Origin of the sequence: Ruixingdingia sedimenti (genome assembly GCF_031432425.1) — a bacterium.
In the GTDB taxonomy this organism is placed as follows: Bacteria; Pseudomonadota; Alphaproteobacteria; order Rhodobacterales; family Rhodobacteraceae; genus Ruixingdingia; species Ruixingdingia sedimenti.
On the sequence record NZ_JAVKPH010000001.1, the window covers coordinates 342,959 to 368,502 of the forward strand.

A 25,544-nucleotide genomic window follows, 5' to 3' on the forward strand; every position below is an offset into this window, starting at 1 on the left:
ACGCCCGCCGGAGGCCCGCGGCCATCCCGGGGGCGCAATGCGGCGGACGAGGAGCGGCGCAGATCGGCGCTATAGCCCCAATGCGCGGAAGACCTTCGGCAGTTCCTCGGGCAGGTCCTCGGCGATGAGCCCGGGGCCGAAGCTGCGGGCGGCCTCGACATGCAGCCATGTGGCAGCGCAGGCGGCGGTGAAGGGGTCGAGGCCGCGCGCCAGAAGCCCGGCGAGGAACCCCGTCAGCACATCGCCCGCGCCTGCGGTGGCGAGCCACGGGGCGGCGCGATCATAGGCGGCGGCATGGATCGCGGCACGCCCGCCGGGGGCGGCGATCACCGTATCGGGGCCTTTGTAGAGCACCACGCAGCCTGCCCGCGCCGCCGCCGCGCGCGTCGCATCGACCTTGGAGAAGGCCGGGCCGGTCCGGGCCGGTTCGGCCAGCCTTGCCGCGATGTCGGGGAAAAGCCGCGCGAATTCGCCGCCGTGCGGGGTCAGCACGCAACGGTCGTGCAGCGCGCCGAACAGCGCCGGGTCGCGGGCGAGCAGGGTCAGGGCGTCGGCGTCGAGGACCGTGGCGGGCCGCCTTGCCCCCGATCGCGACATGTGACGCCTGAGAGCCTCCGGCAGATCGGCCATATGCGCGGGCACCTCACCCATTCGCAGCGTGTCGAGGACCCTTTCCACCACCCGCCTTTCGCGCAGGCCCGTCCCCAACCCCGGGCCGAGGCAGATCGTCCCGATCCGCCGGTCCTCCAGCAGCCGCGCCAGCGCAGCCGCATCCGCCACCGGCCGCAGCATCACCGCATCCAGCCGCGCGGCGTTTTCCGCCACCGCCCCGGGCGGGCAGCCGACCGTTACCAGCCCCGCCCCCATGCGCAGCGCCCCGCGCGCGGCAAGGCGGGCGGCGCCGCCGCGCCCCGGCGGGCCGGAAAGGACGAACACATGGCCGAAGCTGAACTTCTGCGCCAGATGCGCCTCGGTCCAGCCGGCCTTGCCGAGCATTTCCGCCGCGAGGGCGCCGGGATGGAAGCTGCGGTGGATGTCGTCGCGGGGCACCGGGGCCACCAGACCCAGACGGACCGGCCGGAACGTCCCCAGCCAACGGCCGCCGGCCTGCCGGGGGGCCGTGTACTGCCGCCAGGGGGCGATGCCGATGTCATGCACGGCCAGCCGGCCGCAGAGGTGCGGCCCCTCGGCCAGATAATGCCCGGCCTTGGGGCTGTCGAAGGTCACGGTCAGCCGGGCGCGGGGCTTGTCCCACCCGGGATGCAGACTGCGCCCGCTGTCGAGGCACAGGACCGATGGCGCATCCACCGCGACCAGCCGCGGCGCGTAATGGCCCGCATCGCCGTTCCGCCCGCCGATATGGGTCAGCACGTCGAGGATGTCCCCCTCCGGCGCGCGCGAAAGCCCGGTGCCGAAGATCGCATCGACATAGAGCTCGCCCGGCGGGCCGGCGCGCAGCGCGCGTTCGGTCAGCGGTTCGACCGGCCCGTAGGCCCACCAGCGGCGCGCGTTGATCGCGGCATCGCGGGGCATCGCCTGCGCAGCCGCGGCGGCCAGCACCCGCACCGCCCACCCGCGTTCCCGCAACAGCCGCGCCACGACAAACCCGTCGCCGCCGTTATTGCCCGGCCCGCACAGCACCACGGCGCGGGGCGTGTCCTCGGCCAGTTCCGGCCATTCGGCCAGAATCGCCGCAACCACCCCCCGCCCGGCGCGCTCCATCAGTTCCAGCCCGGTCACGGCGCCGCTGTCGATCGCCGCCTTCTCGATGGCGCGCATTTGGGCAGAGGTCAGAAGTTCGGGCATGTTTTCCGGCATCCGCTTTGCAAACAGGTCATCCTGCGGTCACATTGCACATATTTTGTGCAATCTCCGCCTTTTCCGCAGCCCCCGCCCCCGGCGCCCCTGCCGCCGCATTGTCCCTTCGCCGCGAAAGTGGTGTTCAGGCTGCACGAGAGACGCAAGGGAGTCGGCCGGGATGAAGAAGATCGAGGCGATCATCAAGCCGTTCAAGCTCGATGAGGTCAAGGAGGCGCTGCAAGAGGTCGGCATCCAGGGCCTGAGCGTGATCGAGGTCAAGGGCTTCGGCCGCCAGAAGGGTCATACGGAACTCTACCGCGGCGCCGAATATGTCGTCGATTTCCTGCCCAAAGTGAAGATCGAGGTGGTCGTCACCGACGACATGGTGGACCCGGCCATCGAGGCGATCATCGCCGCCGCCCGCACCGACAAGATCGGCGACGGCAAGATCTTCGTCAGCCCCGTCGAACAGGCGATCCGCATCCGCACCGGCGAAACCGGCGACGACGCGGTCTGAGCCCTACCCCCATTCCCATCCGCGGGCCGCCGCCCGCATCCGCAATCCCGCACGGAAGGACCCGATTGACATGAGCAAGATCGCCGACGCGCTCCGGCTGATGAACGACGAGGAGGTCGAATATGTCGACATCCGCTTCACCGATCCCCGCGGCAGGCTCCAGCATGTGACGCTGGTGGCCGATCTGGTGGACGAGGACTTCTTCGAGGAAGGCTTCATGTTCGACGGATCCAGCATCGCCGGCTGGAAGACCATCGACCAGTCGGACATGAAGCTGATGCCCGATGCCGGTTCGGTCTACATCGACCCGTTCTATGCCGAAAAGACGATGTGCGTGCACTGCAACGTGGCCGAGCCCGACACCGGCGAGCCCTACAGCCGCGACCCGCGCGGCACCGCGGTGAAGGCAGAGGCCTATCTGAAATCCACCGGCATCGGCGACACGGCCTATTTCGGCCCCGAGGCGGAATTCTTCATCTTCGACGACGTGCGCTATTCGGTCACGCCCGCGAAGGTCGCCTACCAGATCGACGCCGAGGCCGCGGCCTGGAACACCGACACTGTGCTGGAAGGCGGCAACCTCGCCCATCGCGCGGCGCACAAGGGCGGCTATTTCCCGGTGAACCCCGTGGACGAGGCGCAGGACCTGCGCGGCGAGATGCTGTCGACCATGAAGCGCATGGGCATGAAGGTCGACAAGCACCACCACGAGGTCGCGACCTGCCAGCACGAACTGGGCATGATCTTCGGCGGTCTGGTCGAACAGGCCGACAACATGCAGAAGTACAAATACGTCATCCACAACGTCGCCCATGCCTATGGCAAGACGGTGACGTTCATGCCCAAGCCGATGAAGGGCGACAACGGGTCGGGGATGCATGTCAACATGTCGATCTGGAAGGACGGCAAGCCGCTGTTCGCCGGCGACAAATATGCCGACCTGAGCCAGGAGGCGCTGTGGTTCATCGGCGGCATCCTCAAGCACGCCAAGGCGCTGAACGCGCTGACCAACCCCTCGACCAACAGCTACAAGCGGCTGATCCCGGGGTTCGAGGCCCCCGTCCTGCGCGCCTATTCGGCCCGCAACCGTTCGGGCTGCGTGCGGATCCCGTGGACGGAAAGCCCCAAGGCCAAGCGTGTCGAGGCCCGCTTTCCCGACCCGACGGCCAACCCCTATCTGTGCTTCTCGGCGCTGCTGATGGCGGGGCTGGACGGGATCCGCAACAAGATCGACCCGGGCCCGGCCTCGGACAAGGATCTCTACGATCTGCCGCCCGAGGAACTGGCCGAAATCCCGACCGTCTGCGGTTCCCTGCGCGAGGCGCTGGAGGAACTGGAAAAGGACATGGATTTCCTGCTGGCGGGCGACGTGTTCACCAAGGACCAGCTGGAAGGCTACATCGCGCTGAAGTGGGAAGAGGTCTATGCCTACGAGCATACGCCCCATCCGATCGAATATGCGATGTACTACAGCTGCTGAGTCGCCGCGACGCAGCACAACTTGCAATTGTGCACAGAGGGCGCCCACGGGCGCCCTTTTCCACCTCAACTTGCACACGTATACGGTAGCAGAACACAACCCAAGGTTACTTTTCCATTAATTTGACACATTTGGCACCCATTCCGGGCTTGTTTCGCGGCAATCGTTTCCAAGACCTTAACTGGAGGGCTGAACATGTGCTCAGTTACCGACAGTACGATTGCCGCGCTGTTTTACGCGCAGAAGCCCGGCTTCAACTTTGCCCGGCTCATCGCCGATCTGGACGCAGCCCTGTCGGGCTGCCCGCACGAGTCCCGCAAGCTCCAGTGGGATCATGACGACATCGCCTTTCTGGATGTCGACGGCACCCGCATCTCGCTGTGCTGGGCCGAGGATCTGACCGGCCCGCGCCACGGGCTGATGACCGTCGCGGTCGGCCCCGGCCCCGCCTCGCCGGAAAACGATCCGCTGGCGCCGCGGCGCGAGGCGATCTGCCGGCTGATCGCGGACCGCATCGCCACCCGCATGCCGCCCCTTTGCACGATCTGGGACCATGCCGAAGGCGTGCTGAACGCCGACCGGCTGGACGACCTGTCCGAGGTGCTGGCGGTGCGCGCCTGGCGGACCGCATCGGACCTGCTGCGCGAGGAAGAAGAGGATCTGGCCGAACCCGCGGACGTGACCCCCGCACCGGCGCCGGAAATGGCCCATGCGGGCGCCGCCGCCGCGCCCGATCCGGTGCGCCCCGATCCGGTACGGGCCGAACCCGTGCGCCCGGTCCGGCCCGCACGGGCCAAGGTACGCACGGCACGCACCGCGCATCCGCTGCGCGACCGCGCGGCCGCCGACAGCGATACCGTGTCGCGGCTGATGGCGCGGATGGACGAAGAGCTCGCCCGCGCCAGCGCGCCCGAGAACCTGTCCGATCCCTGCGTGATCCCCGAGGAGGTTCTGGCCTCGCAGCGCAGCGCACAGCGCGCCGCCCGTGCCCGCGCCCGCACCGCCCTGCGGATGACACCGCCCAAGGTGGAAACCCGCATCGCCAACGACATGCCGGACCTGCCGCGCCCAAAGACGGCTGAGGCGCACCGGCTGCGCGAAGCCCTCTACCCCGAACCCGAGGCGGCCCCGCAGGCCGAACCTCCCGGGCTTCCGGCGCGGGCGGCGGTCGGCGCGCTCAGCGCGGCGCTGGTGGTGGCGGCCCCGCCGGTGGGGGCGGCGCTGGTGGTCTACAACACGCTTCGCGGCGCCGATCTGCGGCTGACCGCGCGCGCCACGGCGCTGACGGGGGCCTTCGTCGGTCTGGCGCAGGTGCCGGTGGTGCAGGCGGCGCTGGCGGCGATGATCTGAACCGGCCGCAGGATGCAGCTACCGCCCGCGGGGTCGCCCCCGCGGGCGCAATTCGTTCCGGCGCCCGCCTGCGCGGCCCGGAACCCGCTTGCCGCGCGGGGGGCATGGCGCTAAGGCAGGCCCGCAACGACGAAAGGCCCCGCCATGATCCCTCGCTATGCCCGCCCCGAGATGGTGGCCATCTGGTCGCCCGAAACGCGTTTCCGCATCTGGTTCGAGATCGAGGCCCATGCCTGCGACGCGCAGGCCGACCTGGGCGTGATCCCGCGCGCGAACGCAGAGGCCGTGTGGCGCGCGAAGGACGTGCAGTTCGACGTGGCCCGCATCGACGAGATCGAGGCGGTGACGAAACATGACGTGATCGCCTTCCTGACCCATCTGGCCGAACATGTGGGGGCGGACGAGGCGCGGTTCGTCCATCAGGGCATGACCTCTTCGGACGTGCTCGACACCTGCCTGAACATCCAGCTGGTGCGCGCGGCCGACCTGCTGATGAAGGGCGTGGACCGCGTGCTGGCCGCCCTGAAGCTGCGGGCCGAGGAACACAAATACACCCCCCGCATCGGCCGCAGCCACGGCATCCACGCCGAACCCACCACCATGGGCCTGACCTTCGCGCGCTTTTACGCCGAAATGGCCCGCGCCCGCCGCCGGCTGGAAGCGGCGCGGGCAGAGGTGGCGACGGGCGCGATTTCCGGCGCCGTCGGCACCTTCGCCAATATCGACCCGCGCGTGGAAGAGCATGTGTGCAAGATGCTCGGGCTGGAACCGGAGCCGATTTCGACGCAGGTGATCCCGCGCGACCGGCACGCGATGTATTTCGCCACCCTGGGCGTGATCGCCTCCAGCATCGAAAACATCGCCATCGAGATCCGCCACATGCAGCGCACCGAGGTGCTGGAGGCCGAGGAATATTTCAGCCCCGGCCAGAAGGGGTCCTCGGCCATGCCGCACAAGCGCAACCCGGTGCTGACCGAAAACCTGACCGGCCTTGCCCGGCTGGTGCGCATGGCGGTGGTGCCGGCGATGGAGAACGTGGCGCTCTGGCACGAACGCGACATCAGCCATTCCAGCGTGGAACGCGGCATCGGCCCCGACACCACCGTGCATCTGGATTTCGCGCTGCACCGGCTGGCCGGGGTGATCGAGAAGCTGGTGGTCTACCCCGACAACATGATGAAGAACCTCAACAAGTTCTCGGGCCTGGTGATGAGCCAGCGGGTGCTGCTGGCGCTGACGCAGGCGGGCGTGTCGCGCGAGGACGCTTACCGGCTGGTGCAGCGCAATGCGATGAAGGTCTGGGAACGGGGCGCCGATTTCAAGACCGAACTGCTGGCCGACGCAGAGGTGACGGCGGCGCTGTCGCCGGCGGAGATCGAGGAGAAATTCGACCTCGGCTATCACACCAGGCATGTCGACACGATCTTTGCCCGGGTGTTCGGCGCCTGAGGCTTGCGGCGAATCGGCTTTCGCGCTGTGCTGGGGATCGGAAGGAGACGCCGATGACCCCTGCCCGCGCGCTGGCCGCAACCCTGTTCCTGCTGCTGCCCGGTGCCGTGCTGGCGCAGGGCTGCCCCTCGCCGCCCGGTTGCGGCCCGGGCCAGATCTGGGATCCCGACAAGGGCACCTGCGTCCATATCCTCGCCTGAGCGCGTTCACCGCGCCTTAACCGGCACCGGGGCAGACTGCCCCGGAAGAAGCCGGAGGTAAGCAATGGCGCAGGAACTGGCCCGCATCATGCCCGTGCGGGCGACGCCCCCCGTGGCCGGGGGCCCCGCCCCCAAACCGCTGTCGAACCGCGAAAAGGCCGCGGTGATCGTGCGGCTGCTGCTGGCCGAGGGCGCGCCCCTGCCGCTGTCGGCGCTGCCCGAACACATGCAGGCGGCGCTGACCGAACAGATGGGCGCGATGCGGATCGTGGACCGCACCACGTTGGGCGCGGTGGTCGAGGAATTCCTGGCCGAACTCGATTCGGTCGGGCTCGCCTTCCCCGGCGGGATCGAGGGCGCGCTGTCGGTGATGGACGGCCATATCAGCGCCACCGCCGCCTCGCGCCTGCGCCGGCTCGCGGCGGCCTCGGCCCGGGCGGACCCCTGGGACCGGCTGGTGGCGCTGCCGCCGGAACGGCTGTTGCCGGTGCTGACGGACGAAAGCCCCGAGGTGGGGGCGGTGATGCTGTCGAAGCTGCCGGTGGGGCGGGCGGCGGACCTGCTGGCGCGGCTGCCGGGCGACCGGGCGCGGCGGCTGGCGCTGGCGGTGTCGCTGACCGGCAATGTCGATCCCGACACCGTGCGCCGCATCGGCATGGCGCTGGCCGGCCAGCTGGACGCGCAGCCCCCCCGCGCGTTCGAGGTGGGGCCGGTGGAACGGGTGGGCGCGATCCTCAACGTCACCCCGGCGGCGACGCGCGACGCGGTGCTGGAAGGGTTGCAGGCCGATGACGCGGGTTTCGCCGCGCAGGTGCGCAAGGCGATCTTCACCTTCGTGCATGTTCCCGCGCGGCTCGCCCCCCGCGACGTGCCCCGCATGGTGCGCGCGATGGACCAGCCGGTGCTGGTCACGGCGCTGGCCGGGGCGGCGGGGGAGGAACAGCTGGCGACGGCGGATTTCATCCTGTCCAACATGTCCCCCCGCCTGGCGCAGGCCCTGCGCGAAGAGATGGAGGCCCGCGGCAAGGTGCGCGAACGCGACGCCGAGGCGGCGATGAACACGGTGATCGAAACCATCCGCGGGCTGGAGGCCGCGGGCGAGATCGCGCTGGTGCTGGAGGATGGGGAGTGAGCGCCCCGGCGGCCTGACCAGCCGCCGCCTCGGGGGGCATCGAGCCCCCCTCGCCGGCGCTGCCGCGGCCCGGCGGTGCGCGTTGGCCGTGGTGTCGGGGACAATGCGGGTGGAGGGCGCAGGAGCGCGCCGCGGGGGATATTTGCATCCAGCCTGAAAGGGCGGGCGGGTTTTCCGGCGAATATGCGGCTCCGCCATGGGTGGCCCCTGTCGGCTGCGCCGGAACCGGCACGGATCGGCGGGCGCGGCTGTCGCTTTGGCCGGGCCGGAGAAAGGAAGCGCACCGGGTTTCGCCCGCCCATCGCACGGCAGTGCCGCCGGAAACGGAGATCGCCGGAGGAATGGAAAGGCCGGCGCCCGCCATGGCGCGCGCGGGCGGACCTCGGAGGCTTGCGCCTGCGGCCGGGACAATGGCACCGGCAGGGAATGGCGAGGGCGATGGGTCGTCGCCGGCCCGGCCACAAGGTTGGGATTGATCCGCCCACGGCCTGGCCCCCGGAAAGGTTTGTCCGTGGGAACAGAGGGTCACAGGCCGGGGTCCGCCCCTGCCTCTTTGCGCCTTCGGGATCTTCATGGCATATGTTGGGGATGGATCAGGACCCGCGCGGCAGCCCCGTTCATTTTCCGTCCGTAAATATCCCCGCCGGAGGTGCAGCTTTCCGCCGCGCCAACCGTCGGGCGGACATGGAGGCCGGGGCTTGCCCCCGGCAGGACCCCCGCCCCCCGACGCCGCCACACCTTCGGCGCGGGCGACAGGTCGCCGCATCGGCGGCAAACCCCGTCCTCGCCAGCCCCTGCCGATGCGGCGATTGCCCCGCTCAGCCGCCCCGGCGCAGGTAATAGGCCGTCGCCTCGCCCTCGGGCAGGCTCGCGATCAGGTCGTGGCCCGCCTCACGGGCGAAATGCGGCATGTCGATCACCGCCGCCGGATCGGTCGCCAGCACCCGCAGCACCTGCCCCGGCGCCATCGCCAGCAGCACCTTGCGCGCGCGCAGCACCGGCAGGGGGCAGAGCAGGCCGCGGGCATCGACCTCTCGGTCCCAAGGGGGATGCGGGGGCGTCTCTGTGTCCCGCTGTGCGCTGCCGCTCATCCTGCCGTTCTCCGGGAACCCGCCCGCGCGGACATCGGGGGCAGCGCCGCGCCGTTCGTAGCTTGCCCCGCGCCGCGACGGCGTGAAACCGATGCGCCCCCCGCGCTGCCGTTTCTCCGCGCGATCGACCATGCCCGTCTCGGGGGCCGCGTCAGGCCGCTCGCTGCTGTTTCCGCGGGGCGGCGGCAGCCGTCCGGCGCGCCGCGCGTGCTGCCGATCTCCCACGCGGGCATTCCTGACCGCTCCGGGATCGTGCCGCGCCGCGCATCGCCTTCCCCCAAGGGCAGCCGAAACCGGCGGGGGGTGTCAGCCTTGCCTGCCCTCCGCAGGCGCACCCGCCGCAGCGGGCGCGTCACACTGTCTGCAAGGCGGCCATGCCTGTCGCGAACCGCGCCGCCAGCCAGCGCGCACCCCAACCGGTTCGCTACGCCGACGATTCCACCGCCGCGCCGCGCGATGCCGGGCGTTGGCCGGGCAAGGGGTGCGGCAATGGCCAGCCTGTACCCGAAGCCGGGCACGGGGCACCCTGCCCCGGTTTCCCCCGCCGCGCCCTGCGCCATCACCCCGCCTGCGCCGGGGCCAGCCGTTCCTCGGCCGCCTGCGCCAGCGCCTCGGTGCGCGCGGCGATCTCGGCCAGGGTCTCGACCACCACGGCGGGGATCACCGGCACCTCGATGCGTTCGGGCGCGGGGGCGGGGCGGGTTTCCAGTTCGGCCACCCGCGCCAGCGCGCCGCGCAGCTGATCCTCCAGCCCCGCCATGCGGTCGGCCAGCATCAGCCCCGCCATCAGCAGCATCCGCCCCTCGGGCATGCGGCCCATCTGCTGCACCAGCGGCGCGGCCTCTGCATCCAGCAGCGCCGCCGCGGATTGCAGGAACCCCTCTTCGCCCGGCTGGCAGGCGACCTGGAAGCTGCGCCCGCCGATGGTGATCGCGACTTCAGGCATCGGAACGCTCCTCGGCAAGCAGGGGGTCGAGTTCGGCCAGGATTTCCTCCATCTCGGCCATTTCCGCCATCCGGGCGGCGCGCAGCGCGTCGAGTTCCGCCAGCATGACCTTGTTGATCAGATGCGCATCCGTGATGCCCGCCGCCACCGCCTCGCGCAGGGCGCGCAGGGCCTCGCGCAATTGGATGTTGGTCTTGCGCATGCGCTGAAGCTCGATCCCCTGGGTGTCGAGTTGCGCGGTCATCACCTCGATGCGCTTTTCCAGCGGGACGACGGTCGCGTCCTGACGCTCGCGGATCGCGCGCACGCGCTCGGTCAGCTGCGCATTGGCGTCGCGTTCGACCGCCAGCGCCTCTGCCAGCCGGGCGATCTCTGCCGCGTCGGCGGGCGCGGAAGCCCCGGATGCAGGGGGAGGCGCGGCCTCCAGCGCCGCCTGCAACCGCATCAGCGCGGCCGAGATCCGCTTTTCCAGTTCGACAATATCGCCCATCAGCCCGTTCCTGCCCCCTTGCAAGGGCCCCGCCGGCGGCTTTGCCGCGCATCCGCGCCGAATCGGCACTGCGGAACCTGCCCGCGAACTTAGCCAAAACCTGCCGCTTTGTCCCGCCCGCACAAGCCGCAGGCCCGCCCGCGCGGCAAAGCCCCGCCATGCGGCGCTTGCACTTGCGGCGCGGGCTGGTATCAGGGCCGCAGCCCTGCCCTGCCCCAGCCGAGGATCAGACCCGTGGACATTGCCACCCTGCGCGCCACCCATACCGACCACTGGCAAAAGGCCGCCGCGATCCGCGCGCTGGCGATGGATGCCGTCCAGGCGGCGAATTCCGGCCATCCCGGCATGCCGATGGGCATGGCCGATGTGGCGACGGTGCTGTTCGAGAACCATCTGAAGTTCGACGCCAGCGCGCCGGACTGGCCCGACCGCGACCGCTTCATCCTGTCGGCGGGTCATGGGTCGATGCTGATCTATGCGCTCTTGCACCTGACCGGCTATGCGGATGTGACGCTGGAGCAGGTGAAGAACTTCCGCCAGTGGGGCGCGATCACCGCCGGCCACCCCGAATACGGCCATGTGAAGGGGGTGGAGACGACGACCGGCCCGCTCGGCCAGGGGATTTCCAATGCCGTGGGCTTTGCCATGGCCGAGGAATCGCTGCGCGCGCGCTTCGGCGCCAAGGTGGTGGACCATTACACCTGGGTCATCGCCGGCGACGGCTGCCTGATGGAGGGCATCAGCCAGGAGGCGATCGGGCTTGCCGGCATGCAGCGGCTGAACCGGCTGATCGTGCTGTGGGACAACAACGACATCTCCATCGACGGGCGCATCTCGCTGTCGGATGTGACCGACCAGCGCAAAAGGTTCGAAGCCGCGGGGTGGAAGGTGCTGTCCTGCGACGGCCACGACCCCGCCGACATCGACCGCGCGCTCAGCGCCGCGAAGGGGTCGGACCGCCCGGTGCTGGTCGATTGCAAGACGCATATCGGCTATGGCAGCCCCAAGAAACAGGACAGCGCCGCCGCCCATGGCTCGCCCCTCGGCGACGCCGAAATCGCGGCGACGAAAGAGATCTACGGCTGGCCCCACGGTCCCTTCGTCATCCCCGCCGACATCAAGGCGCAGTGGGAGGCCATCGGGCGGCGCGGTGCCGCCGCGCGGGCGGAATGGGAGGCGCGTTTCGCCGCCCAATCCACCGCGAAACAGGCCGAATTCACCCGCGTGATGGCGGGCGAGCCGCCGAAAAAGCTCGCCCCCGCGATCCGCGCGCTGAAGAAGGATCTGGCCGAAAAGGCCCCCAAGGTCGCCACCCGCAAGGCGAGCGAGATGGCGCTGGCCGCGATCAACCCGGTGATGCCGGAAACCATCGGCGGTTCGGCCGACCTGTCGGGGTCGAACCTGACCAGGACCGGCGATCTCGACGTGTTCAATGCCGACAACCGCAAGGGCCGGTATATCCACTACGGGATCCGCGAACATGGCATGGCGGCGGCGATGAACGGCCTGGCGCTGCATGGCGGGGTGCGGCCCTATGGCGGCACCTTCCTGTGCTTCACCGATTATGCGCGCGGCGCGATGCGGCTGTCGGCGCTGATGGGGGTGCCCACGGTCTATGTGATGACGCATGATTCCATCGGGCTCGGCGAGGACGGGCCGACCCACCAGCCGGTGGAACATCTGGCGATCTGCCGGGCGACGCCCAACACGCTGACCTTCCGCCCCGCCGATGCGGTGGAGACCGCCGAGGCATGGGAAATCGCGCTGACGGAAAAGGCGCGCCCCTCGGTCCTCGCGCTCAGTCGCCAGAACCTGCCGGTGCTGCGCACCGCCTTCACCGCGAAGAACCTGACCGCGCAGGGCGCCTATGTGCTGGCCGAGGCGACGGGCAAGCGGCAGGCGATCCTGATGGCCACCGGGTCGGAGGTCGAGATCGCCATGGCCGCGCGCGCGGCGCTGGAAGCCGAAGGCATCGGCACCCGCGTGGTGTCCTTCCCCTGCATGGAACTCTTCGCGGCGCAGGACGAAAGCTACCGCAAGCGCGTGCTGCCCGCGGGCCCGGTGCGCGTGGCCATCGAGGCCGCGGTACGCCAGCCCTGGGACCGCTGGCTCTTGGGCGAACGCGGGCGCGAGGCGAAGGCGGATTTCGTCGGCATGACGGGCTTCGGCGCCTCTGCCCCGGCGGAACGGCTCTATGCCGAATTCGGCATCACTGCCGAGGCGACCGTGGCGAAGGTCAAGGCGCTGCTCTGACATCTGGCGCGCCGGGGGCTTCGCGCCCCCGGACCCCCGCGGAGTACTTGAGAAAAGGTGAAGGAGAGCGGCGTTTTCCCCGGCAGGCACGCTGCGGGCTTCATCTTGCCCCAAATACTCCGGGGGTCCGGGGGCTGGCCCCCGGCGCCGCCCCCTACACCCGCGCAATGGGTTCAGCCCCGGCGGAAAAGCCCCGCCAGCGGGCCGATCACCCGGGTGGCGAGCGGGATCAGCGCCAGTCCCAGCACCAGCCCGAAGAGCCCGTCCAGCGCCGCCTTGACCAGCCATTCCACCGCCGCACCCGCCTGCGGCAGGGCCAGCGCCGCCGCCCCGGCCGCGTGGTGGATGGGTTCGGCCGGCCAGTGCAGGCCGAAATGTTCCAGCCCGTGCAGCACGATGGAGCCGCCCACCCACAGCATCGCCGCCGTGCCCACCGTCGACAGCAGCGCCATCAGCCGCGGCATCGCCTGCACCAGCCCGCGCCCCAGCCCCCGGCCCGGGGCGGTGCGCCCTGTCTGCGCCAGATGCAGCCCGATGTCGTCCATCTTCACGATCAGCGCGACCGAGCCATAGACGCCCGCCGTGATCGCCGCCCCCACCAGCGCCAGCGTCGCCGCCTCGATCCAGAAGCCGCTGTCGGGAATCGCGGCAAGCGCGATGGCCATGATTTCCGCCGACAGGATGAAATCGGTCTTGATCGCGCCGGCGACCTTTTCTTCCTCCAGATGCAGGGGATCGGCGGGGGCGAAATCGGCCTCCACCGCCGGATCGGCATGGGGGAAAAGCGCGTGGAACACCTTTTCCGCCCCCTCGAAGCACAGATAGGCCCCGCCGAGCGCCAGAAGCGGGGTGATCGCCTGCGGCGCGAAAGCCGCGAGCGCCAGCGCCACCGGCAGCAGGATCACCAGCTTGTTGCGCAGCGACCCGCGCGCGATGCGCCAGATGATCGGCAGTTCGCGGTCGGCGGAAAAGCCGTGGACGTATTTCGGCGTTACCGCCGCGTCGTCGATCACCACGCCCGCGGCCTTGGCCCCCGCCTTGGCCGCCGCACCCGCGATGTCGTCGACCGAGGCCGCCGCCACCTTGGCGATCGCCGCCACATCGTCGAGAAGCGCCAGCAGCCCGCTCATCCCCGCCCCCTGTCCTGTTCGCGCCAGCCTAGCCGATCCGCCGGCGGCCGCAACCGGGCGCGAACCCGCCGCGTTTGCGCTATCATCGCGGGACGGGCGCTTTTCCGCCTTCCGCCCCGCGGCGGGGCGGGCTATATGCCCGCCGTTGAACGTACATTGGCCAGACCGTGCATCGCACGCGGCACGACGGAGACAGGCGCATGACCATTACCCTCGGCATCAACGGTTTCGGGCGCATCGGGCGCTGCACGCTGGCGCATATCGCGGAAAGCGCGCGCCAGGACGTCCGCGTGGTGGCGATCAACGCCACCGGCCCCATCGAGACCAACGCGCATCTGCTGAAATACGATTCCGTCCATGGCCGTTTCGGCGGCCGGATCACGGTCGAGGGCGATACGCTTGACGTGGGTCAGGGCCCGATGCGGGTGATGTCGACCTACAACCCCGAGGAGCTGGACTGGACGGGCGTGGACATCGTGCTGGAATGTTCCGGCAAGTTCAACGACCGCGAAAAGGCCGCGGTGCACCTGCGCCACGGGGCGAAACGGGTGCTGGTGTCGGCCCCGGCGAAGGGGGCCGACAAGACGGTGGTCTTCGGCGTCAACGACGGCGTGCTGACCAAGGATGACCTCGTGGTGTCCAACGGGTCCTGCACCACCAACTGCCTCGCGCCGCTGGCCAAGGTCCTGGACGCGGCGGTGGGGATCGAGCGGGGGATCATGACCACGATCCACGCCTATACGGGCGACCAGTTCACGCTCGACCGCCGCCACAAGGATCTCTACCGCGCGCGCGCCGCGGCGCTGTCGATGATCCCGACCTCGACGGGCGCGGCGAAGGCCATCGGCGAGGTGCTGCCGCAGCTGAAGGGCAAGCTCGACGGCTCTGCCATCCGCGTGCCGGTGCCGAACGTGTCGGCGGTGGACCTGACCTTCGAGGCCGGGCGCGACGTGACGGCGGAAGAAATCAACGCCGCCGTGAAGGCCGCGGCCGAGGGCGGGCTGAAGGGCATCCTTGCGTATGATCCCGAGCCCAAGGTGTCGATCGACTTCAACCACACCGAATATTCCTCGATCTTCGCGCCGGAACAGACCAAGGTGGTCGGCGGGCGGATGGTGCGGGTACTGTCCTGGTATGACAACGAATGGGGCTTTTCCTGCCGCATGGCCGATGTGGCCGCGGCGATGGGGCGGCTTCTGGGCTGAGCGGGGTTCCGCGTGACCGACCGCGTGGCGCTGTTCCTGGGGCTGGCGATCCTGGCCTTCCTGGTGCTGGACCTCGGCGTGATGGGCTGGGGGTTCAGCGCCTTTCTGGCCCGGCGCTTTGCGGATCTGGTGCAGTGGGTGGCGTTCTGGCGGTAGGGCTGCGCACCACCGTTCCTGCCATTGCGCGGGGATGCCGTTAAAATCGGACGCCAAAAGAAGATCAGATAGGCCAGCGCCTGTCCCGGCAGGTTCGCCAGCATGGCGAAAGGGCTGGTTTTTCGGCCCATAGTCACAAGGCGGCCGGGCATCGGGAAACCGGGCGCAAGGCCCGGTTTTCCCGCCCCGCGCATACCCTCAGCGATAGCGCGCGCGCAGCGCCGCATCCACCCGGGCGGGGACGAATTTCGACACGTCGCCGCCGAGCCGCGCGATTTCCTTGACCAGTTTCGACGCGATCGCCTGCCGGCGCGCATCGGCCATCAGGAACACGGTCTCGACGCTCGGGTCGAGCGCGCGGTTCATGCCGACCATCTGGAATTCGTATTCGAAATCCGCCACCGCGCGCAGGCCGCGGATGATCATGGTGGCGCCCACGTCGCGGGCGCAGTCGATGAGCAGGTTCTCGAACGGATGCACCACGATCTCGGTGCCGCGGCATTCGGCCAGCGCGGCGCATTCGGCCTCTATCATCGCCACCCGTTCCTCCAGCGGGAACAGCGGACCCTTGTCGCGGTTGATCGCGACCCCGATCACCAGCCGGTCCACCAGCTGCGATGCGCGGCTGATGATGTCCATATGGCCGAGCGTCACCGGGTCGAAAGTGCCGGGATAAAGACCGATGCGCATGGATCCCCCTCGTATGCCGTCGCCATCGCCGCCCGACGCAACATCATCACGCGCGCCGATGCAAGACGAAATCGCCGCAGCGCCGCAATCATCGCGCAGCTGCGGCAAGAGGATCAGAATCCCTTGATCATGCCTTCGAGGGCATCTTTTTCCATCGACAGCTCCATCAGCCGGGCCTTGACCACGTCGCCGATGGAAATGAGCCCGACCATCTGCCCCTCTTCCACCACCGGCATGTGGCGGAAACGGCCCTCGGTCATGCGTCCCAGCACCGCGTCGGCGGTGTCGCCGCATTGGCAGGTGGAAATGGTGGCGGTCATCAGCCGATCGACGGGTTCGTCGAGGCAGCCGGTGCCGCGGCGGCCGAGTTCGCGCACCACGTCGCGTTCCGACAGGATCCCGGCGATGCGCTTGCCGTCGGGCGACACGACCACCGCCCCGATCCGCCGCGCCGCCATCACCTCGACCGCCGCACGCACGCCCGTTCCGGGGGCCACCGTGACCACGCCGTCATCCGCTTTCGACCTCAGGATCTGCTGCACCAGCATGTCTGCCTCCCGCGATGTTGGTGCAAGGCAGCGTCCCCTCGCGGGGGGACTTTGTCAAGCACCGGGTCGCGGATTTGTGCAACCTATGCGCGAACTCCTTCCAGCCGCGCGACCTCGCGCCGCAACTCCTGCGCCAGCAGCTGCGCAAAACGGTTGAGCCTTTCGCTGCGCCCGTCGTCGGCATGGCGCACCAGCCAGAAGCTGCGCGTCAGATGCACCTCGGCGGGCAGGACGCGCATCAGTTCCGGCGCGGCGGGCAGCGCGAACAGATGCACGATGGCGACCCCTGCCCCCGCCCGCACCCAGTTGAACTGCACCGAGACCGAGTTCGACGACAGCGGCGGCGCCTCGGCCCCGATCTCGCCCAGATAGTCGAGTTCGGGGTCGAAGATCATGTCGGGGATATAGCCGATGATGCGGTGGCCGCGCAGGTCGTCGCGCGTGCGGATCGGCGGATGGCGGGCCAGATAGGCGGGGGCGGCGGCAAGGCCCAGGTGATAGTCGGTCAGCTTCTGCACCGTCAGCCGCCCGGCGGCGGGGGGCGATACGGCGATGGCCATGTCGGCCTCGCGCCGCGACAGGTTGAAGACACGGGGCAGCGCCACGATCTGCACCTCCAGCCCCGGATTGGCATCGCAGATCGCCGCCGCCACCTGCGGCAGCAGATAGTTCGCGCAGCCATCCGGCGCGCCGATGCGGATCTGCCCCGACAGCCCCGGCGCCGCGCGCAGGCCCGACAGGGCGCCGGCCACCTCCGCCTCCACCCGCAGGGCGGGGTCGAGCAGCCGCTGCCCTTCCTCGGTCAGCGCATAGCCCTGGGCCGAGCGCAGGAAGAGCCGCGCGCCCAGTGCCGCTTCCAGCCGCGCGATGCGCCGGCCCACCGTCGCGGGGTCGAGCCGCAGCAGCCGCCCTGCCCCCGACAGGCTTTCGCCGCGCACCACGGCGAGGAAAATGCGCAGGTCGTCCCAGTCTGCCATCCTGTCCACCATTACCCACCTTTGCAGAAACGCAAGACGCTTTTGAAATCTTGCCCCTTCTCCGGGCAATTCTGCAAGCCTATCCTGCCCCCAGACCATTGCGGGAGGATCCCATGAAACAGATTGGCCACTGGATCGACGGAAAGCGCGTGCCCGGCAGCTCGGGCCGCTTCGCCGATGTGTTCAACCCCGCCACCGGCGAGGTGCAGGCCCGTGTCGCGCTGGCGACCAAGGCGGAACTCGACGCCGCCGTCGCCTCTGCCGCCGCCGCGCAACGCGCCTGGGGCGCCACCAACCCGCAGCGCCGCGCGCGCGTGATGATGGAGATGGTGCGCCTCATCCACCGCGACATGGACAAGATGGCCGAGGTGCTGTCGTCCGAACACGGCAAGACCTTCCCCGACGCCAAGGGCGACATCCAGCGCGGGCTGGAGGTGATCGAGTTCTGCATCGGCGCGCCGCATCTGCTCAAGGGCGAGTTCACCGATTCGGCCGGCCCCGGCATCGACATGTATTCGCTGCGCCAGCCGCTCGGCGTGGCGGCGGGCATCACGCCCTTCAACTTTCCGGCCATGATCCCGCTGTGGAAGATGGGCCCGGCGCTGGCGGCGGGCAACGCCTATATCCTGAAACCCTCGGAACGCGACCCCTCGGTGCCGCTGATGCTGGCGGAACTCTTTCAGGAAGCCGGGCTGCCCGACGGCGTGTTGCAGGTGATCAACGGCGACAAGGAATCGGTGGACGCCATCCTCGACAACGAAACCGTGCAGGCGGTGGGCTTCGTCGGGTCGACCCCGATCGCGCAGTACATCTATGCGCGCGGCTGCGGCAACGGCAAGCGGGTGCAGTGCTTCGGCGGCGCCAAGAACCACATGATCATCATGCCGGACGCCGATCTGGATCAGGCGGCGGATGCGCTGGTGGGCGCGGGCTATGGCGCGGCGGGCGAACGCTGCATGGCGATCTCGGTCGCGGTGCCGGTGGGCGACAAGACCGCCGATGCGCTGATCGAACGGCTGGTCCCGCGGATCGAAAAGCTGAAGGTGGGCCCCTGGACCGGCGGCAACGATGTGGACTATGGCCCGGTCGTCACCGCCGCCGCCAAGGCCAACATCCTGAAGCTGGTCGAGTCGGGCGTGGAACAGGGCGCGAAACTCGTGGTCGATGGCCGCGATTTCAGCCTGCAAGGCTACGAGGACGGCTTCTTCGTCGGCCCGCATCTCTTCGACCATGTGACCCCCGACATGGACATCTACAAGAAGGAAATCTTCGGGCCCGTCCTGTCCACCGTCCGCGCCCAAAGCTATGAAGAGGCGCTGAAGCTGGCGATGGACCACGAATACGGCAACGGCACCGCGATCTTCACCCGCGACGGCGACACCGCGCGCGATTTCGCGGCCCGGGTGAATGTCGGCATGATCGGCATCAACGTGCCGATCCCGGTGCCGCTGGCCTATCACACCTTCGGCGGCTGGAAGAAATCGGCCTTCGGCGACCTGAACCAGCACGGGCCCGACGCCTTCCGCTTCTACACCCGCACGAAAACCGTGACCTCGCGCTGGCCGAGCGGCATCAAGGAAGGTTCGGCCTTCAACTTCAAGGCGATGGATTGATCCCGAAGGGCGCAGGGGGCATTCTGCCCCCTCTTGGCTGCGCCAATTCACCCCCTGAGGATATTTTCAGACAGAAAATGAGGAAGGGCGCACCCCCGTCCACTTTCTGTCCTTGAATATCCCCGCCGGAGGCTCCTGCGCGTGCCGCGGGCGGGACGGCGGAGGGGGGCGCGGCGGCTATCGTGGCGGAGGAGGCACCGATGGACTTCAGCCTGAGCGAGGAACAGCAGGCGATCTTCGACATGGCCCATGCCTTCGGGCAAGAGGCGATCGCGCCCCATGCCCGCGCCTGGGAAGCGGCGGGCACCATTCCGCGCGACCTGTGGCCGCGGGTGGCGGACCTAGGGCTCGGCGGGCTCTATGTGGCCGAAGACTATGGCGGGGCGGGGCTAGGGCGGCTCGACGGCACCCTGGTGTTCGAGGCGCTGGCGATGGCCTGCCCGGCGGTCGCGTCATTCCTGTCGATCCACAACATGTGCGCGGCCATGGTGGACCGCTACGGCAATGACGCGCTTCGCGCGCGCTGGCTGCCCGATCTCTGCGCGCTGCGCAAGGTGGCGAGCTATTGCCTGACCGAGCCCGGATCCGGGTCCGACGCCGCCGCGCTGCGCACGCGGGCGGCGCGGGGCGCGGGCGGGGACTACCGGCTGGACGGGACCAAGGCGTTCATTTCCGGCGGCGGCTATTCGGATGTCTATCTGGTCATGGCCCGCACCGGGGGCGAGGGGCCGCGCGGCATTTCCGCCCTGCTGGTCGAGGCGGGCGCGCCGGGTCTATCTTTCGGCGCGGCGGAGGACAAGATGGGCTGGCGCGCGCAGCCCACGGCGCAGGTGCAGTTCGACGACTGCGCCACGCCGGCCGAAAACCTTCTGGGGCAGGAAGGGCGAGGGTTTTCCTATGCCATGGCGGGGCTCGACGGCGGGCGGCTGAATATCGCCGCCTCGGCGCTTGGCGGCGCGCAGGCGGCGTTCGATCGCACCCGCGCCTATATGGCCGACCGGCGCGCCTTCGGACAGGCGCTCGACCAGTTCCAGGCGTTGCAGTTCCGGCTGGCGGATTGCGAGGTACGGCTGCAATCGGCCCGCGTCTTCCTGCGCCAGGCGGCGTGGAAGCTTGACACCGGCGCCCCGGATGCCACCACCTTCTGCGCGATGGCCAAACTTTATGTCACCGATGCGGCCTTCGAGGTCGCCAACCAGTGCCTGCAACTGCACGGCGGCTACGGCTATCTGGCCGATTACGGGATCGAGAAGATCGTCCGCGACCTGCGGGTGCACCAGATCCTCGAAGGCACCAACGAAATCATGCGCGTGATCACCGCGCGCGCCCTGCTGGCGGAGACCCCATGACCGATGTTCTGACCCGCATCGACGGCCGCGCCGGCCGCATCACGCTGAACCGGCCCAAGGCGCTGAACGCGCTGAGCCATCCGATGTGCCTTGCGATCGAGGCCGCGCTGGATGCCTGGCGCACCGACCCCGCGGTGGCGCTGGTGGTGATCGACGCCGAGGGCGAACGCGCCTTCTGCGCCGGGGGCGACATCGCCGCGGTCTATCATGCCGGCAAGGCGGGCGATCCTTCGGTCGGGCGCGACTTCTGGCGCGACGAATACCGGCTGAACGCCAAGCTCGCCGAATATCCCAAGCCCGTGGTGGCGCTGATGCAGGGCATCGTCATGGGCGGCGGCGTGGGGCTCGGCGGTCATGTCAGCCACCGGGTGGTGGGCGACACCACCCAGATCGCCATGCCCGAATGCGGCATCGGGCTGATCCCCGATGTGGGCGGCACACTGCTCTTGGCGCGGGCGCCGGGGCGGATCGGCCTTTACCTCGGGCTGACGGGCGCGCGGATGGGGCCGGACGACGCGATCCGCGCCGGTTTCGCCGACCACTACCTGCCCGAGGACGAATGGCCCGCGCTGGTGGCGCAACTGGTGGAAACCGGCGATGCCGGGCTGGTCGCCGCCAGCGCGCAGCAACCGGCCCCGGGCCTGTTCGCCGAATCCGCCGGTGACATCGACGCGGCCTTCGACGGCGAGGATCCGGCCGCGACGCTGGCCCGGCTGGACGAACTGCCCCATGACTGGGCGGTGCTGGCCGCCAAGGCGATCCGGCGCAATTCGGCCCTGTCGATGGTCTGCACCCGGGCGCTGATCGCCGCCACCGCCCCCGGCGACGGGCTGCGCGAGGCGCTGGTGCGCGAGTTCCGCTTCACCTTCCGCGCCGCCGAAAAGGGGCGCACCGATTTTCTGGAAGGCGTGCGCGCGCAGATCATCGACAAGGACCGCAGCCCCCGCTGGCAGCATGCCGCCCCCGAGGAGGTGACGGCCGAAGAGGTCGCCGCCCTGCTCGCCCCCCTGGGCGAGGACGAATTGCGCTTTGCCGATGCCCGGCCGCTGCGGGTTGGGTTCATCGGCCTCGGCAACATGGGCGCGCCGATGGCGGCCAATCTGGTAAAGGCGGGCCACCGCGTCGCCGGCTTCGACGTGACCGGCCAGATGCCCGCGGGGGTGACACCCGCCGACAGCGCCGCCGCGGCCGCGCGGGGGGCGGATGTGGTGATCACCATGCTGCCGAACGGCGCGATCCTGCGCGCGGTGGCGGCAGAGGTGATCCCCGCCATGCGGCGCGGCGCGGTTTTCTGCGACTGTTCCACCGTCGATGTCGACAGCGCCCGCGCGGTGGCGGACCAAGCCGAGGCAGCGGGGCTTTCGGCGCTCGATGCCCCCGTGTCGGGCGGCGTGGGCGGGGCGGCGGCGGGCACGCTCACCTTCATGGTCGGCGGGCCGGATGCCGCCTTCGCCCGCGTCCTGCCGCTGTTCGACATCATGGGCCAGAAGGCCGTGCATTGCGGCGGCGCGGGCGCGGGACAGGCGGCCAAGATCTGCAACAACATGATCCTCGGCGCCACGATGATCGTCACCTGCGAGGCCTTCGCGCTGGCCGACAAGCTGGGTCTGGACCGCGCGCGGATGTTCGATGTGGTTTCCACCTCGTCGGGCTATTCCTGGTCGATGAACGCCTATTGCCCGGCCCCCGGCGTCGGCCCCCAAAGCCCGGCCGACAACGGCTATCGCCCCGGTTTCGCCGCCGAACTGATGCTCAAGGACCTGCGGCTGTCGCAACAGGCCGCCGAAAGCGTGGATGCCGACACGCCCCTGGGCGCGCTTGCCGCCGAACTCTACCGCCGCTTCGTCGAGGAAGAGGACGGGCGGGGCCGCGACTTTTCCGCCATGCTGCCGCGGTTCGAGGGGCGCGGGCGCGGCTGAACGGGGGGGGGGCGCGGCAAGCATTCGCTTTCGTGAATGCCTGCCGCGTGGCATGATGGCCCCGCGGCCCGGCAGGCGGGCCGCCCGTACCGGGGACCGAACATGTTCCAGACCAATGTCGGCACCATCGACCGCATCGTCCGCATCGTCGTGGGTCTTGCCCTGATCCTGGGCTTCTTCCTCGACACCGATGCGCGCTATCGCTGGCTCTACCTTCTCGGCATCCTGCCCCTGCTGACCGGGCTTCTGTCCACCTGCCCGGCCTATTCGCTTCTGGGCATCAGCACCTGCCGAACCAGGGGCTGAGCGACGCAGCCGGGCCGGCCGGTTGCCGGCCGGCCTATTCCGCCGCCATCCGCCCGCGTTTCAGCAGGGGGGCGAGGTAACGGCCGGTATGGCTTTCGGCCACCCGCGCCACATCCTCGGGCGTGCCGGTCGCCACCACCTGCCCGCCGCCATCGCCGCCTTCGGGGCCGATGTCGATGATCCAGTCGGCGGTCTTCACCACGTCGAGGTTGTGTTCGATCACCACCACCGTGTTGCCCTGATCGACCAGTTCGTGCAGCACTTCCAGCAGCTTGCGCACATCCTCGAAATGCAGCCCCGTGGTCGGTTCGTCGAGGATGTAGAGCGTCCGCCCGGTGGCCCGGCGCGCCAGTTCCTTCGACAGTTTCACCCGCTGCGCCTCGCCCCCCGAAAGGGTCGTGGCCTGCTGGCCGACCTTGATATAGCCGAGCCCGACCCGCACCAGCGCATCCATCTTTTCCCGGATCGCCGGCACGGCGGAAAAGAAGCCCTGCGCATCCTCCACCGTCATGTCAAGAACGTCCGCGATGGTCTTGTTCTTGAACTTGATTTCCAGCGTCTCTCGGTTGTAGCGCGCGCCCTTGCAGGTCTCGCAGGTGACATAGACATCGGGCAGGAAATGCATCTCGATCTTGATGACGCCATCGCCCTGACACGCCTCGCACCGCCCGCCCTTGACGTTGAAGCTGAACCGCCCCGGCTTGTAACCGCGCGCCTGCGCCTCCGGCAGGCCGGCGAACCAGTCGCGGATGGGGTCGAAGGCGCCGGTATAGGTGGCCGGGTTCGACCGCGGGGTGCGGCCGATGGGGCGCTGGTCGATGTCGATCACCTTGTCCAGATGTTCCAGCCCCCGGATCGTCTCGCAGGGGGCGGGCGTCTGTTTCGCGCCGTTGAGCCGCATCGAGGCGGTCTTGAACAGCGTCTCGATCGTCAGCGTGGACTTGCCGCCCCCCGACACGCCGGTGACGCAGATGAACCGCCCAAGCGGGAAATCCACCGTGACGTTCTTGAGGTTGTTCCCGCAAGCTCCCACAACGACAAGCTTTTTCCCGCTTCCATCGCGCCGCCCCCGGGGCACGGGGATGGACCGGGTACCGGCCAGATACTGGCCCGTCACGCTTGCCGGGTCGGCCATGATTTCGGCCGGGGTGCCATGCGCCACCACCCGCCCGCCATGCACGCCCGCGCCGGGGCCGATGTCGTAGACATAATCCGCCTCGCGGATCGCGTCCTCGTCATGTTCCACCACCAGCACGGTATTGCCCTGATCGCGCAGGTTCTTGAGCGTCTGCAACAGCCGGTCGTTGTCGCGCTGGTGCAGCCCGATGGAGGGCTCGTCCAGCACGTAAAGCACCCCGGTCAGGCCCGACCCGATCTGGCTCGCCAGCCGGATGCGCTGGCTTTCGCCGCCCGACAGCGTACCCGCATTGCGGGAAAGCGTCAGATAGTCGAGCCCGACATTGACAAGAAATCCAAGGCGTTCGCGGATTTCCTTCAGGATCGCCCGGGCGATCTCATTGCTTTGCGCGCTCAGCGTTTCGGGGGCGGATTCGACCCAGGCCAGCGCCTCGCGGATCGACTTTTCCACAACCTGGCCAATGTGATGGCCGGCGATCTTCACGGCCAGCGCCTCGGGCCGCAGCCGGTAGCCGCCGCAGGCATGGCAGGCGCGGTTGTTCTGGTAGCGTTCGAATTCCTCGCGCACCCAGGCGCTGTCGGTTTCGCGGTAGCGGCGTTCCATGTTGGGGATCACGCCCTCGAACACGCGCGAGACCTGATAGACCCGCCCGCCCTCGTCATAGCGGAACAGGATCTCCTCGCCGCCCGATCCGCGCAGGAACAGGTTCTGCACGTTTTCCGGCAGGTCCTTCCACTTCTTGCGCTTGTCGAATTTGTAATGCGCGGCAAGGGCTTCGATGGTCTGGGTAAAGTAGGGCGACTTCGACTTGGCCCAGGGCGCGATGGCGCCCCCCAACAGCGTCAGCGACTGGTCGGGCACCACGAGGCGTTCGTCGAAGAACAGCTCCACCCCCAGACCGTCGCAGATCGGGCAGGCCCCGAAAGGCGCGTTGAAGGAGAAAAGCCGCGGCTCGATTTCCGGGATGGTGAAGCCGCTGACCGGGCAGGCGAACTTTTCGCTGAAGACATGGCGTTCCGGCTCGCCGTCCTGCGGTGCGGTCTCGAGGATGGCGATGCCGTCGGCAAGGTTCAGCGCGGTGCGGAAGCTGTCGGCCAGCCGCACCTCCAGCCCCGCGCGCACCACGATCCGGTCCACCACCACGTCGATGTCGTGGCGCAGCTTCTTGTCCAGCACCGGCGGCTCGTCGAGGTCGTGGAACGCCCCGTCCACCTTGACGCGCTGGAACCCCTGCTTGCGCAGTTCCAGCATTTCCTTGCGGTATTCGCCCTTGCGGTCGCGGATGATCGGGGCCAGCAGATAGCCGCGCGTGCCCTCGGGCAGCGCCATCACCCGGTCCACCATGTCCTGCACCTGGCTGGCGACGATGGGCAGGCCGGTGGCGGGCGAATAGGGCACGCCGACGCGGGCGAACAGAAGCCGCAGATAATCGTAGATCTCCGTCACCGTGCCGACGGTGGACCGGGGGTTCTTCGATGTCGTCTTCTGTTCGATGGAAATCGCCGGGCTGAGGCCGCTGATATGGTCCACATCCGGCTTGCCCGCCATGTCGAGAAACTGGCGCGCATAGGCCGACAGGCTTTCGACATAGCGCCGCTGGCCCTCGGCATAGATCGTGTCGAAGGCGAGGCTGGACTTGCCCGACCCCGACAGCCCGGTGATCACCGTCAGCCGGTCGCGGGGGATCTTCACGTCGATGTTCTTGAGGTTGTGTTCGCGCGCGCCGCGCACCTCGATGAACTTCTGTTCCGTCATGGCCATCCCCGCGCCCTCGTGCAGGCCACAGATAGCGGATGTCGGCCGAG

General features: G+C 69.2%; 22 protein-coding genes and 1 pseudogene. 14 read left to right on the top strand and 9 right to left on the bottom strand.

Going from position 1 to position 25,544, the window contains the following annotated elements; genetic code table 11:
• Positions 1-69 precede the first annotated feature (69 nt).
• A complete protein-coding gene (locus RGD00_RS01765; protein ID WP_310455420.1) occupies positions 70-1,806 on the bottom strand; it encodes an NAD(P)H-hydrate epimerase in 1,737 nt (578 codons plus the stop codon).
• Between the two features lie 172 nt (positions 1,807-1,978).
• Between RGD00_RS01765 and RGD00_RS01770 the strand changes: the two genes are divergently transcribed.
• The 6 genes from RGD00_RS01770 (at position 1,979) to RGD00_RS01795 (ending at position 7,928) form a co-directional block, all read left to right on the top strand.
• Entirely contained in the window at positions 1,979-2,317 is a 339-nt protein-coding gene (locus RGD00_RS01770; protein WP_310455422.1) for a P-II family nitrogen regulator, read from the top strand.
• A 70-nt stretch (positions 2,318-2,387) separates the two neighbouring features.
• On the top strand, positions 2,388-3,797 hold the full coding sequence (glnA, locus tag RGD00_RS01775) for a type I glutamate--ammonia ligase (RefSeq protein ID WP_310455424.1): 1,410 nt from the start codon (positions 2,388-2,390) through the stop codon (positions 3,795-3,797).
• Positions 3,798-3,992: 195 nt separating this feature from the next.
• On the top strand, positions 3,993-5,147 hold the full coding sequence (locus RGD00_RS01780) for a hypothetical protein (RefSeq protein WP_310455427.1): 1,155 nt from the start codon (positions 3,993-3,995) through the stop codon (positions 5,145-5,147).
• Between the two features lie 144 nt (positions 5,148-5,291).
• Complete coding sequence (purB, locus tag RGD00_RS01785; protein WP_310455428.1) at positions 5,292-6,596, top strand: adenylosuccinate lyase; 1,305 nt, start codon at positions 5,292-5,294, stop codon at positions 6,594-6,596.
• A 53-nt stretch (positions 6,597-6,649) separates the two neighbouring features.
• Positions 6,650-6,796, top strand: a complete 147-nt coding sequence (locus RGD00_RS01790; RefSeq protein WP_310455429.1) for a hypothetical protein — start codon at positions 6,650-6,652, stop codon at positions 6,794-6,796.
• Positions 6,797-6,860: 64 nt separating this feature from the next.
• Positions 6,861-7,928: a flagellar motor switch protein FliG gene (locus tag RGD00_RS01795; protein WP_310455430.1), complete on the top strand. Its 1,068-nt coding sequence runs from the start codon at positions 6,861-6,863 to the stop codon at positions 7,926-7,928.
• An 818-nt stretch (positions 7,929-8,746) separates the two neighbouring features.
• On the opposite strand, the gene RGD00_RS01800 is transcribed toward RGD00_RS01795, so the two are convergent.
• From RGD00_RS01800 to RGD00_RS01810, 3 genes are all read right to left on the bottom strand, one after another.
• Positions 8,747-9,019: a sulfurtransferase TusA family protein gene (locus RGD00_RS01800; RefSeq protein ID WP_310455508.1), complete on the bottom strand. Its 273-nt coding sequence runs from the start codon at positions 9,017-9,019 to the stop codon at positions 8,747-8,749.
• 559 nt (positions 9,020-9,578) lie between these two features.
• Positions 9,579-9,965, bottom strand: a complete 387-nt coding sequence (locus RGD00_RS01805) for a cell division protein ZapA (RefSeq protein ID WP_310455431.1) — start codon at positions 9,963-9,965, stop codon at positions 9,579-9,581.
• Positions 9,958-10,455, bottom strand: coding sequence for a hypothetical protein (locus tag RGD00_RS01810; RefSeq protein ID WP_310455433.1), 498 nt, complete (start codon positions 10,453-10,455; stop codon positions 9,958-9,960). Before RGD00_RS01810 ends, RGD00_RS01805 begins: the two co-directional genes overlap by 8 nt.
• Before the next feature lie 234 nt (positions 10,456-10,689).
• Between RGD00_RS01810 and tkt the strand changes: the two genes are divergently transcribed.
• The gene (tkt, locus tag RGD00_RS01815; protein WP_310455434.1) at positions 10,690-12,708 is read left to right on the top strand and encodes a transketolase; all 2,019 of its coding nucleotides are present in this window, start codon (positions 10,690-10,692) and stop codon (positions 12,706-12,708) included.
• Positions 12,709-12,881: 173 nt separating this feature from the next.
• Here the strand turns inward: tkt and RGD00_RS01820 are convergent, their stop codons facing one another.
• Entirely contained in the window at positions 12,882-13,838 is a 957-nt protein-coding gene (locus RGD00_RS01820) for a DUF808 domain-containing protein (RefSeq protein ID WP_310455435.1), read from the bottom strand.
• A gap of 200 nt (positions 13,839-14,038) precedes the next feature.
• Between RGD00_RS01820 and gap the strand changes: the two genes are divergently transcribed.
• Positions 14,039-15,043: a type I glyceraldehyde-3-phosphate dehydrogenase gene (gap, locus tag RGD00_RS01825; protein ID WP_310455437.1), complete on the top strand. Its 1,005-nt coding sequence runs from the start codon at positions 14,039-14,041 to the stop codon at positions 15,041-15,043.
• 12 nt (positions 15,044-15,055) lie between these two features.
• Positions 15,056-15,199 carry a hypothetical protein gene (locus tag RGD00_RS01830; RefSeq protein WP_310455439.1) on the top strand — a complete coding sequence of 48 codons (144 nt, stop codon included), beginning with the start codon at positions 15,056-15,058 and terminating at the stop codon, positions 15,197-15,199.
• A 198-nt stretch (positions 15,200-15,397) separates the two neighbouring features.
• On the opposite strand, the gene coaD is transcribed toward RGD00_RS01830, so the two are convergent.
• The 3 genes from coaD to RGD00_RS01845 all read right to left on the bottom strand — a co-directional run bounded on the left by coaD (position 15,398) and on the right by RGD00_RS01845 (position 17,414).
• Positions 15,398-15,889, bottom strand: coding sequence for a pantetheine-phosphate adenylyltransferase (gene coaD / locus RGD00_RS01835; protein ID WP_310455440.1), 492 nt, complete (start codon positions 15,887-15,889; stop codon positions 15,398-15,400).
• Positions 15,890-16,002: 113 nt separating this feature from the next.
• Positions 16,003-16,437, bottom strand: coding sequence for a CBS domain-containing protein (locus tag RGD00_RS01840; RefSeq protein ID WP_310455441.1), 435 nt, complete (start codon positions 16,435-16,437; stop codon positions 16,003-16,005).
• Positions 16,438-16,520: 83 nt separating this feature from the next.
• Entirely contained in the window at positions 16,521-17,414 is an 894-nt protein-coding gene (locus RGD00_RS01845) for a LysR family transcriptional regulator (RefSeq protein ID WP_310455442.1), read from the bottom strand.
• A 113-nt stretch (positions 17,415-17,527) separates the two neighbouring features.
• Here RGD00_RS01845 and RGD00_RS01850 point away from each other — a divergent pair, with 113 nt between their 5' ends.
• The 5 genes and pseudogenes from RGD00_RS01850 to RGD00_RS01870 all read left to right on the top strand — a co-directional run bounded on the left by RGD00_RS01850 (position 17,528) and on the right by RGD00_RS01870 (position 22,601).
• Complete coding sequence (locus RGD00_RS01850; RefSeq protein WP_310455443.1) at positions 17,528-19,027, top strand: CoA-acylating methylmalonate-semialdehyde dehydrogenase; 1,500 nt, start codon at positions 17,528-17,530, stop codon at positions 19,025-19,027.
• A 200-nt stretch (positions 19,028-19,227) separates the two neighbouring features.
• Positions 19,228-20,376, top strand: coding sequence for an acyl-CoA dehydrogenase family protein (locus tag RGD00_RS01855; RefSeq protein WP_310455444.1), 1,149 nt, complete (start codon positions 19,228-19,230; stop codon positions 20,374-20,376).
• Positions 20,373-21,362, top strand: a pseudogene (locus RGD00_RS01860) (enoyl-CoA hydratase/isomerase family protein); the annotation flags it as partial. The gene RGD00_RS01855 and the pseudogene RGD00_RS01860, both read left to right, overlap by 4 nt.
• Positions 21,348-22,295: a 3-hydroxyisobutyrate dehydrogenase gene (mmsB, locus tag RGD00_RS01865; protein ID WP_486662124.1), complete on the top strand. Its 948-nt coding sequence runs from the start codon at positions 21,348-21,350 to the stop codon at positions 22,293-22,295. The pseudogene RGD00_RS01860 and the gene mmsB, both read left to right, overlap by 15 nt.
• Before the next feature lie 102 nt (positions 22,296-22,397).
• A complete protein-coding gene (locus RGD00_RS01870) occupies positions 22,398-22,601 on the top strand; it encodes a YgaP family membrane protein (RefSeq protein WP_310455445.1) in 204 nt (67 codons plus the stop codon).
• A gap of 34 nt (positions 22,602-22,635) precedes the next feature.
• Here the strand turns inward: RGD00_RS01870 and uvrA are convergent, their stop codons facing one another.
• The gene (gene uvrA, locus RGD00_RS01875; protein ID WP_310455447.1) at positions 22,636-25,494 is read right to left on the bottom strand and encodes an excinuclease ABC subunit UvrA; all 2,859 of its coding nucleotides are present in this window, start codon (positions 25,492-25,494) and stop codon (positions 22,636-22,638) included.
• Positions 25,495-25,544 lie beyond the last annotated feature (50 nt).

Excerpts from the sequence above, each read along its gene's own strand:
- coaD (WP_310455440.1), bottom strand. The coding sequence starts at position 15,889 with ATGCGCATCGGTCTTTATCCCGGCACTTTCGACCCGGTGACGCTCGGC.
- RGD00_RS01800 (WP_310455508.1), bottom strand. The coding sequence starts at position 9,019 with ATGAGCGGCAGCGCACAGCGGGACACAGAGACGCCCCCGCATCCCCCT.
- RGD00_RS01770 (WP_310455422.1), top strand. The coding sequence starts at position 1,979 with ATGAAGAAGATCGAGGCGATCATCAAGCCGTTCAAGCTCGATGAGGTC.
- RGD00_RS01845 (WP_310455442.1), bottom strand. The coding sequence starts at position 17,414 with ATGGCAGACTGGGACGACCTGCGCATTTTCCTCGCCGTGGTGCGCGGC.
- RGD00_RS01870 (WP_310455445.1), top strand. The coding sequence starts at position 22,398 with ATGTTCCAGACCAATGTCGGCACCATCGACCGCATCGTCCGCATCGTC.
- RGD00_RS01790 (WP_310455429.1), top strand. The coding sequence starts at position 6,650 with ATGACCCCTGCCCGCGCGCTGGCCGCAACCCTGTTCCTGCTGCTGCCC.
- gap (WP_310455437.1), top strand. The coding sequence starts at position 14,039 with ATGACCATTACCCTCGGCATCAACGGTTTCGGGCGCATCGGGCGCTGC.
- RGD00_RS01855 (WP_310455444.1), top strand. The coding sequence starts at position 19,228 with ATGGACTTCAGCCTGAGCGAGGAACAGCAGGCGATCTTCGACATGGCC.
- RGD00_RS01840 (WP_310455441.1), bottom strand. The coding sequence starts at position 16,437 with ATGCTGGTGCAGCAGATCCTGAGGTCGAAAGCGGATGACGGCGTGGTC.
- RGD00_RS01805 (WP_310455431.1), bottom strand. The coding sequence starts at position 9,965 with ATGCCTGAAGTCGCGATCACCATCGGCGGGCGCAGCTTCCAGGTCGCC.
- RGD00_RS01765 (WP_310455420.1), bottom strand. The coding sequence starts at position 1,806 with ATGCCCGAACTTCTGACCTCTGCCCAAATGCGCGCCATCGAGAAGGCG.
- RGD00_RS01780 (WP_310455427.1), top strand. The coding sequence starts at position 3,993 with ATGTGCTCAGTTACCGACAGTACGATTGCCGCGCTGTTTTACGCGCAG.
- RGD00_RS01820 (WP_310455435.1), bottom strand. The coding sequence starts at position 13,838 with ATGAGCGGGCTGCTGGCGCTTCTCGACGATGTGGCGGCGATCGCCAAG.
- glnA (WP_310455424.1), top strand. The coding sequence starts at position 2,388 with ATGAGCAAGATCGCCGACGCGCTCCGGCTGATGAACGACGAGGAGGTC.
- purB (WP_310455428.1), top strand. The coding sequence starts at position 5,292 with ATGATCCCTCGCTATGCCCGCCCCGAGATGGTGGCCATCTGGTCGCCC.
- uvrA (WP_310455447.1), bottom strand. The coding sequence starts at position 25,494 with ATGACGGAACAGAAGTTCATCGAGGTGCGCGGCGCGCGCGAACACAAC.
- RGD00_RS01795 (WP_310455430.1), top strand. The coding sequence starts at position 6,861 with ATGGCGCAGGAACTGGCCCGCATCATGCCCGTGCGGGCGACGCCCCCC.
- RGD00_RS01810 (WP_310455433.1), bottom strand. The coding sequence starts at position 10,455 with ATGGGCGATATTGTCGAACTGGAAAAGCGGATCTCGGCCGCGCTGATG.
- RGD00_RS01850 (WP_310455443.1), top strand. The coding sequence starts at position 17,528 with ATGAAACAGATTGGCCACTGGATCGACGGAAAGCGCGTGCCCGGCAGC.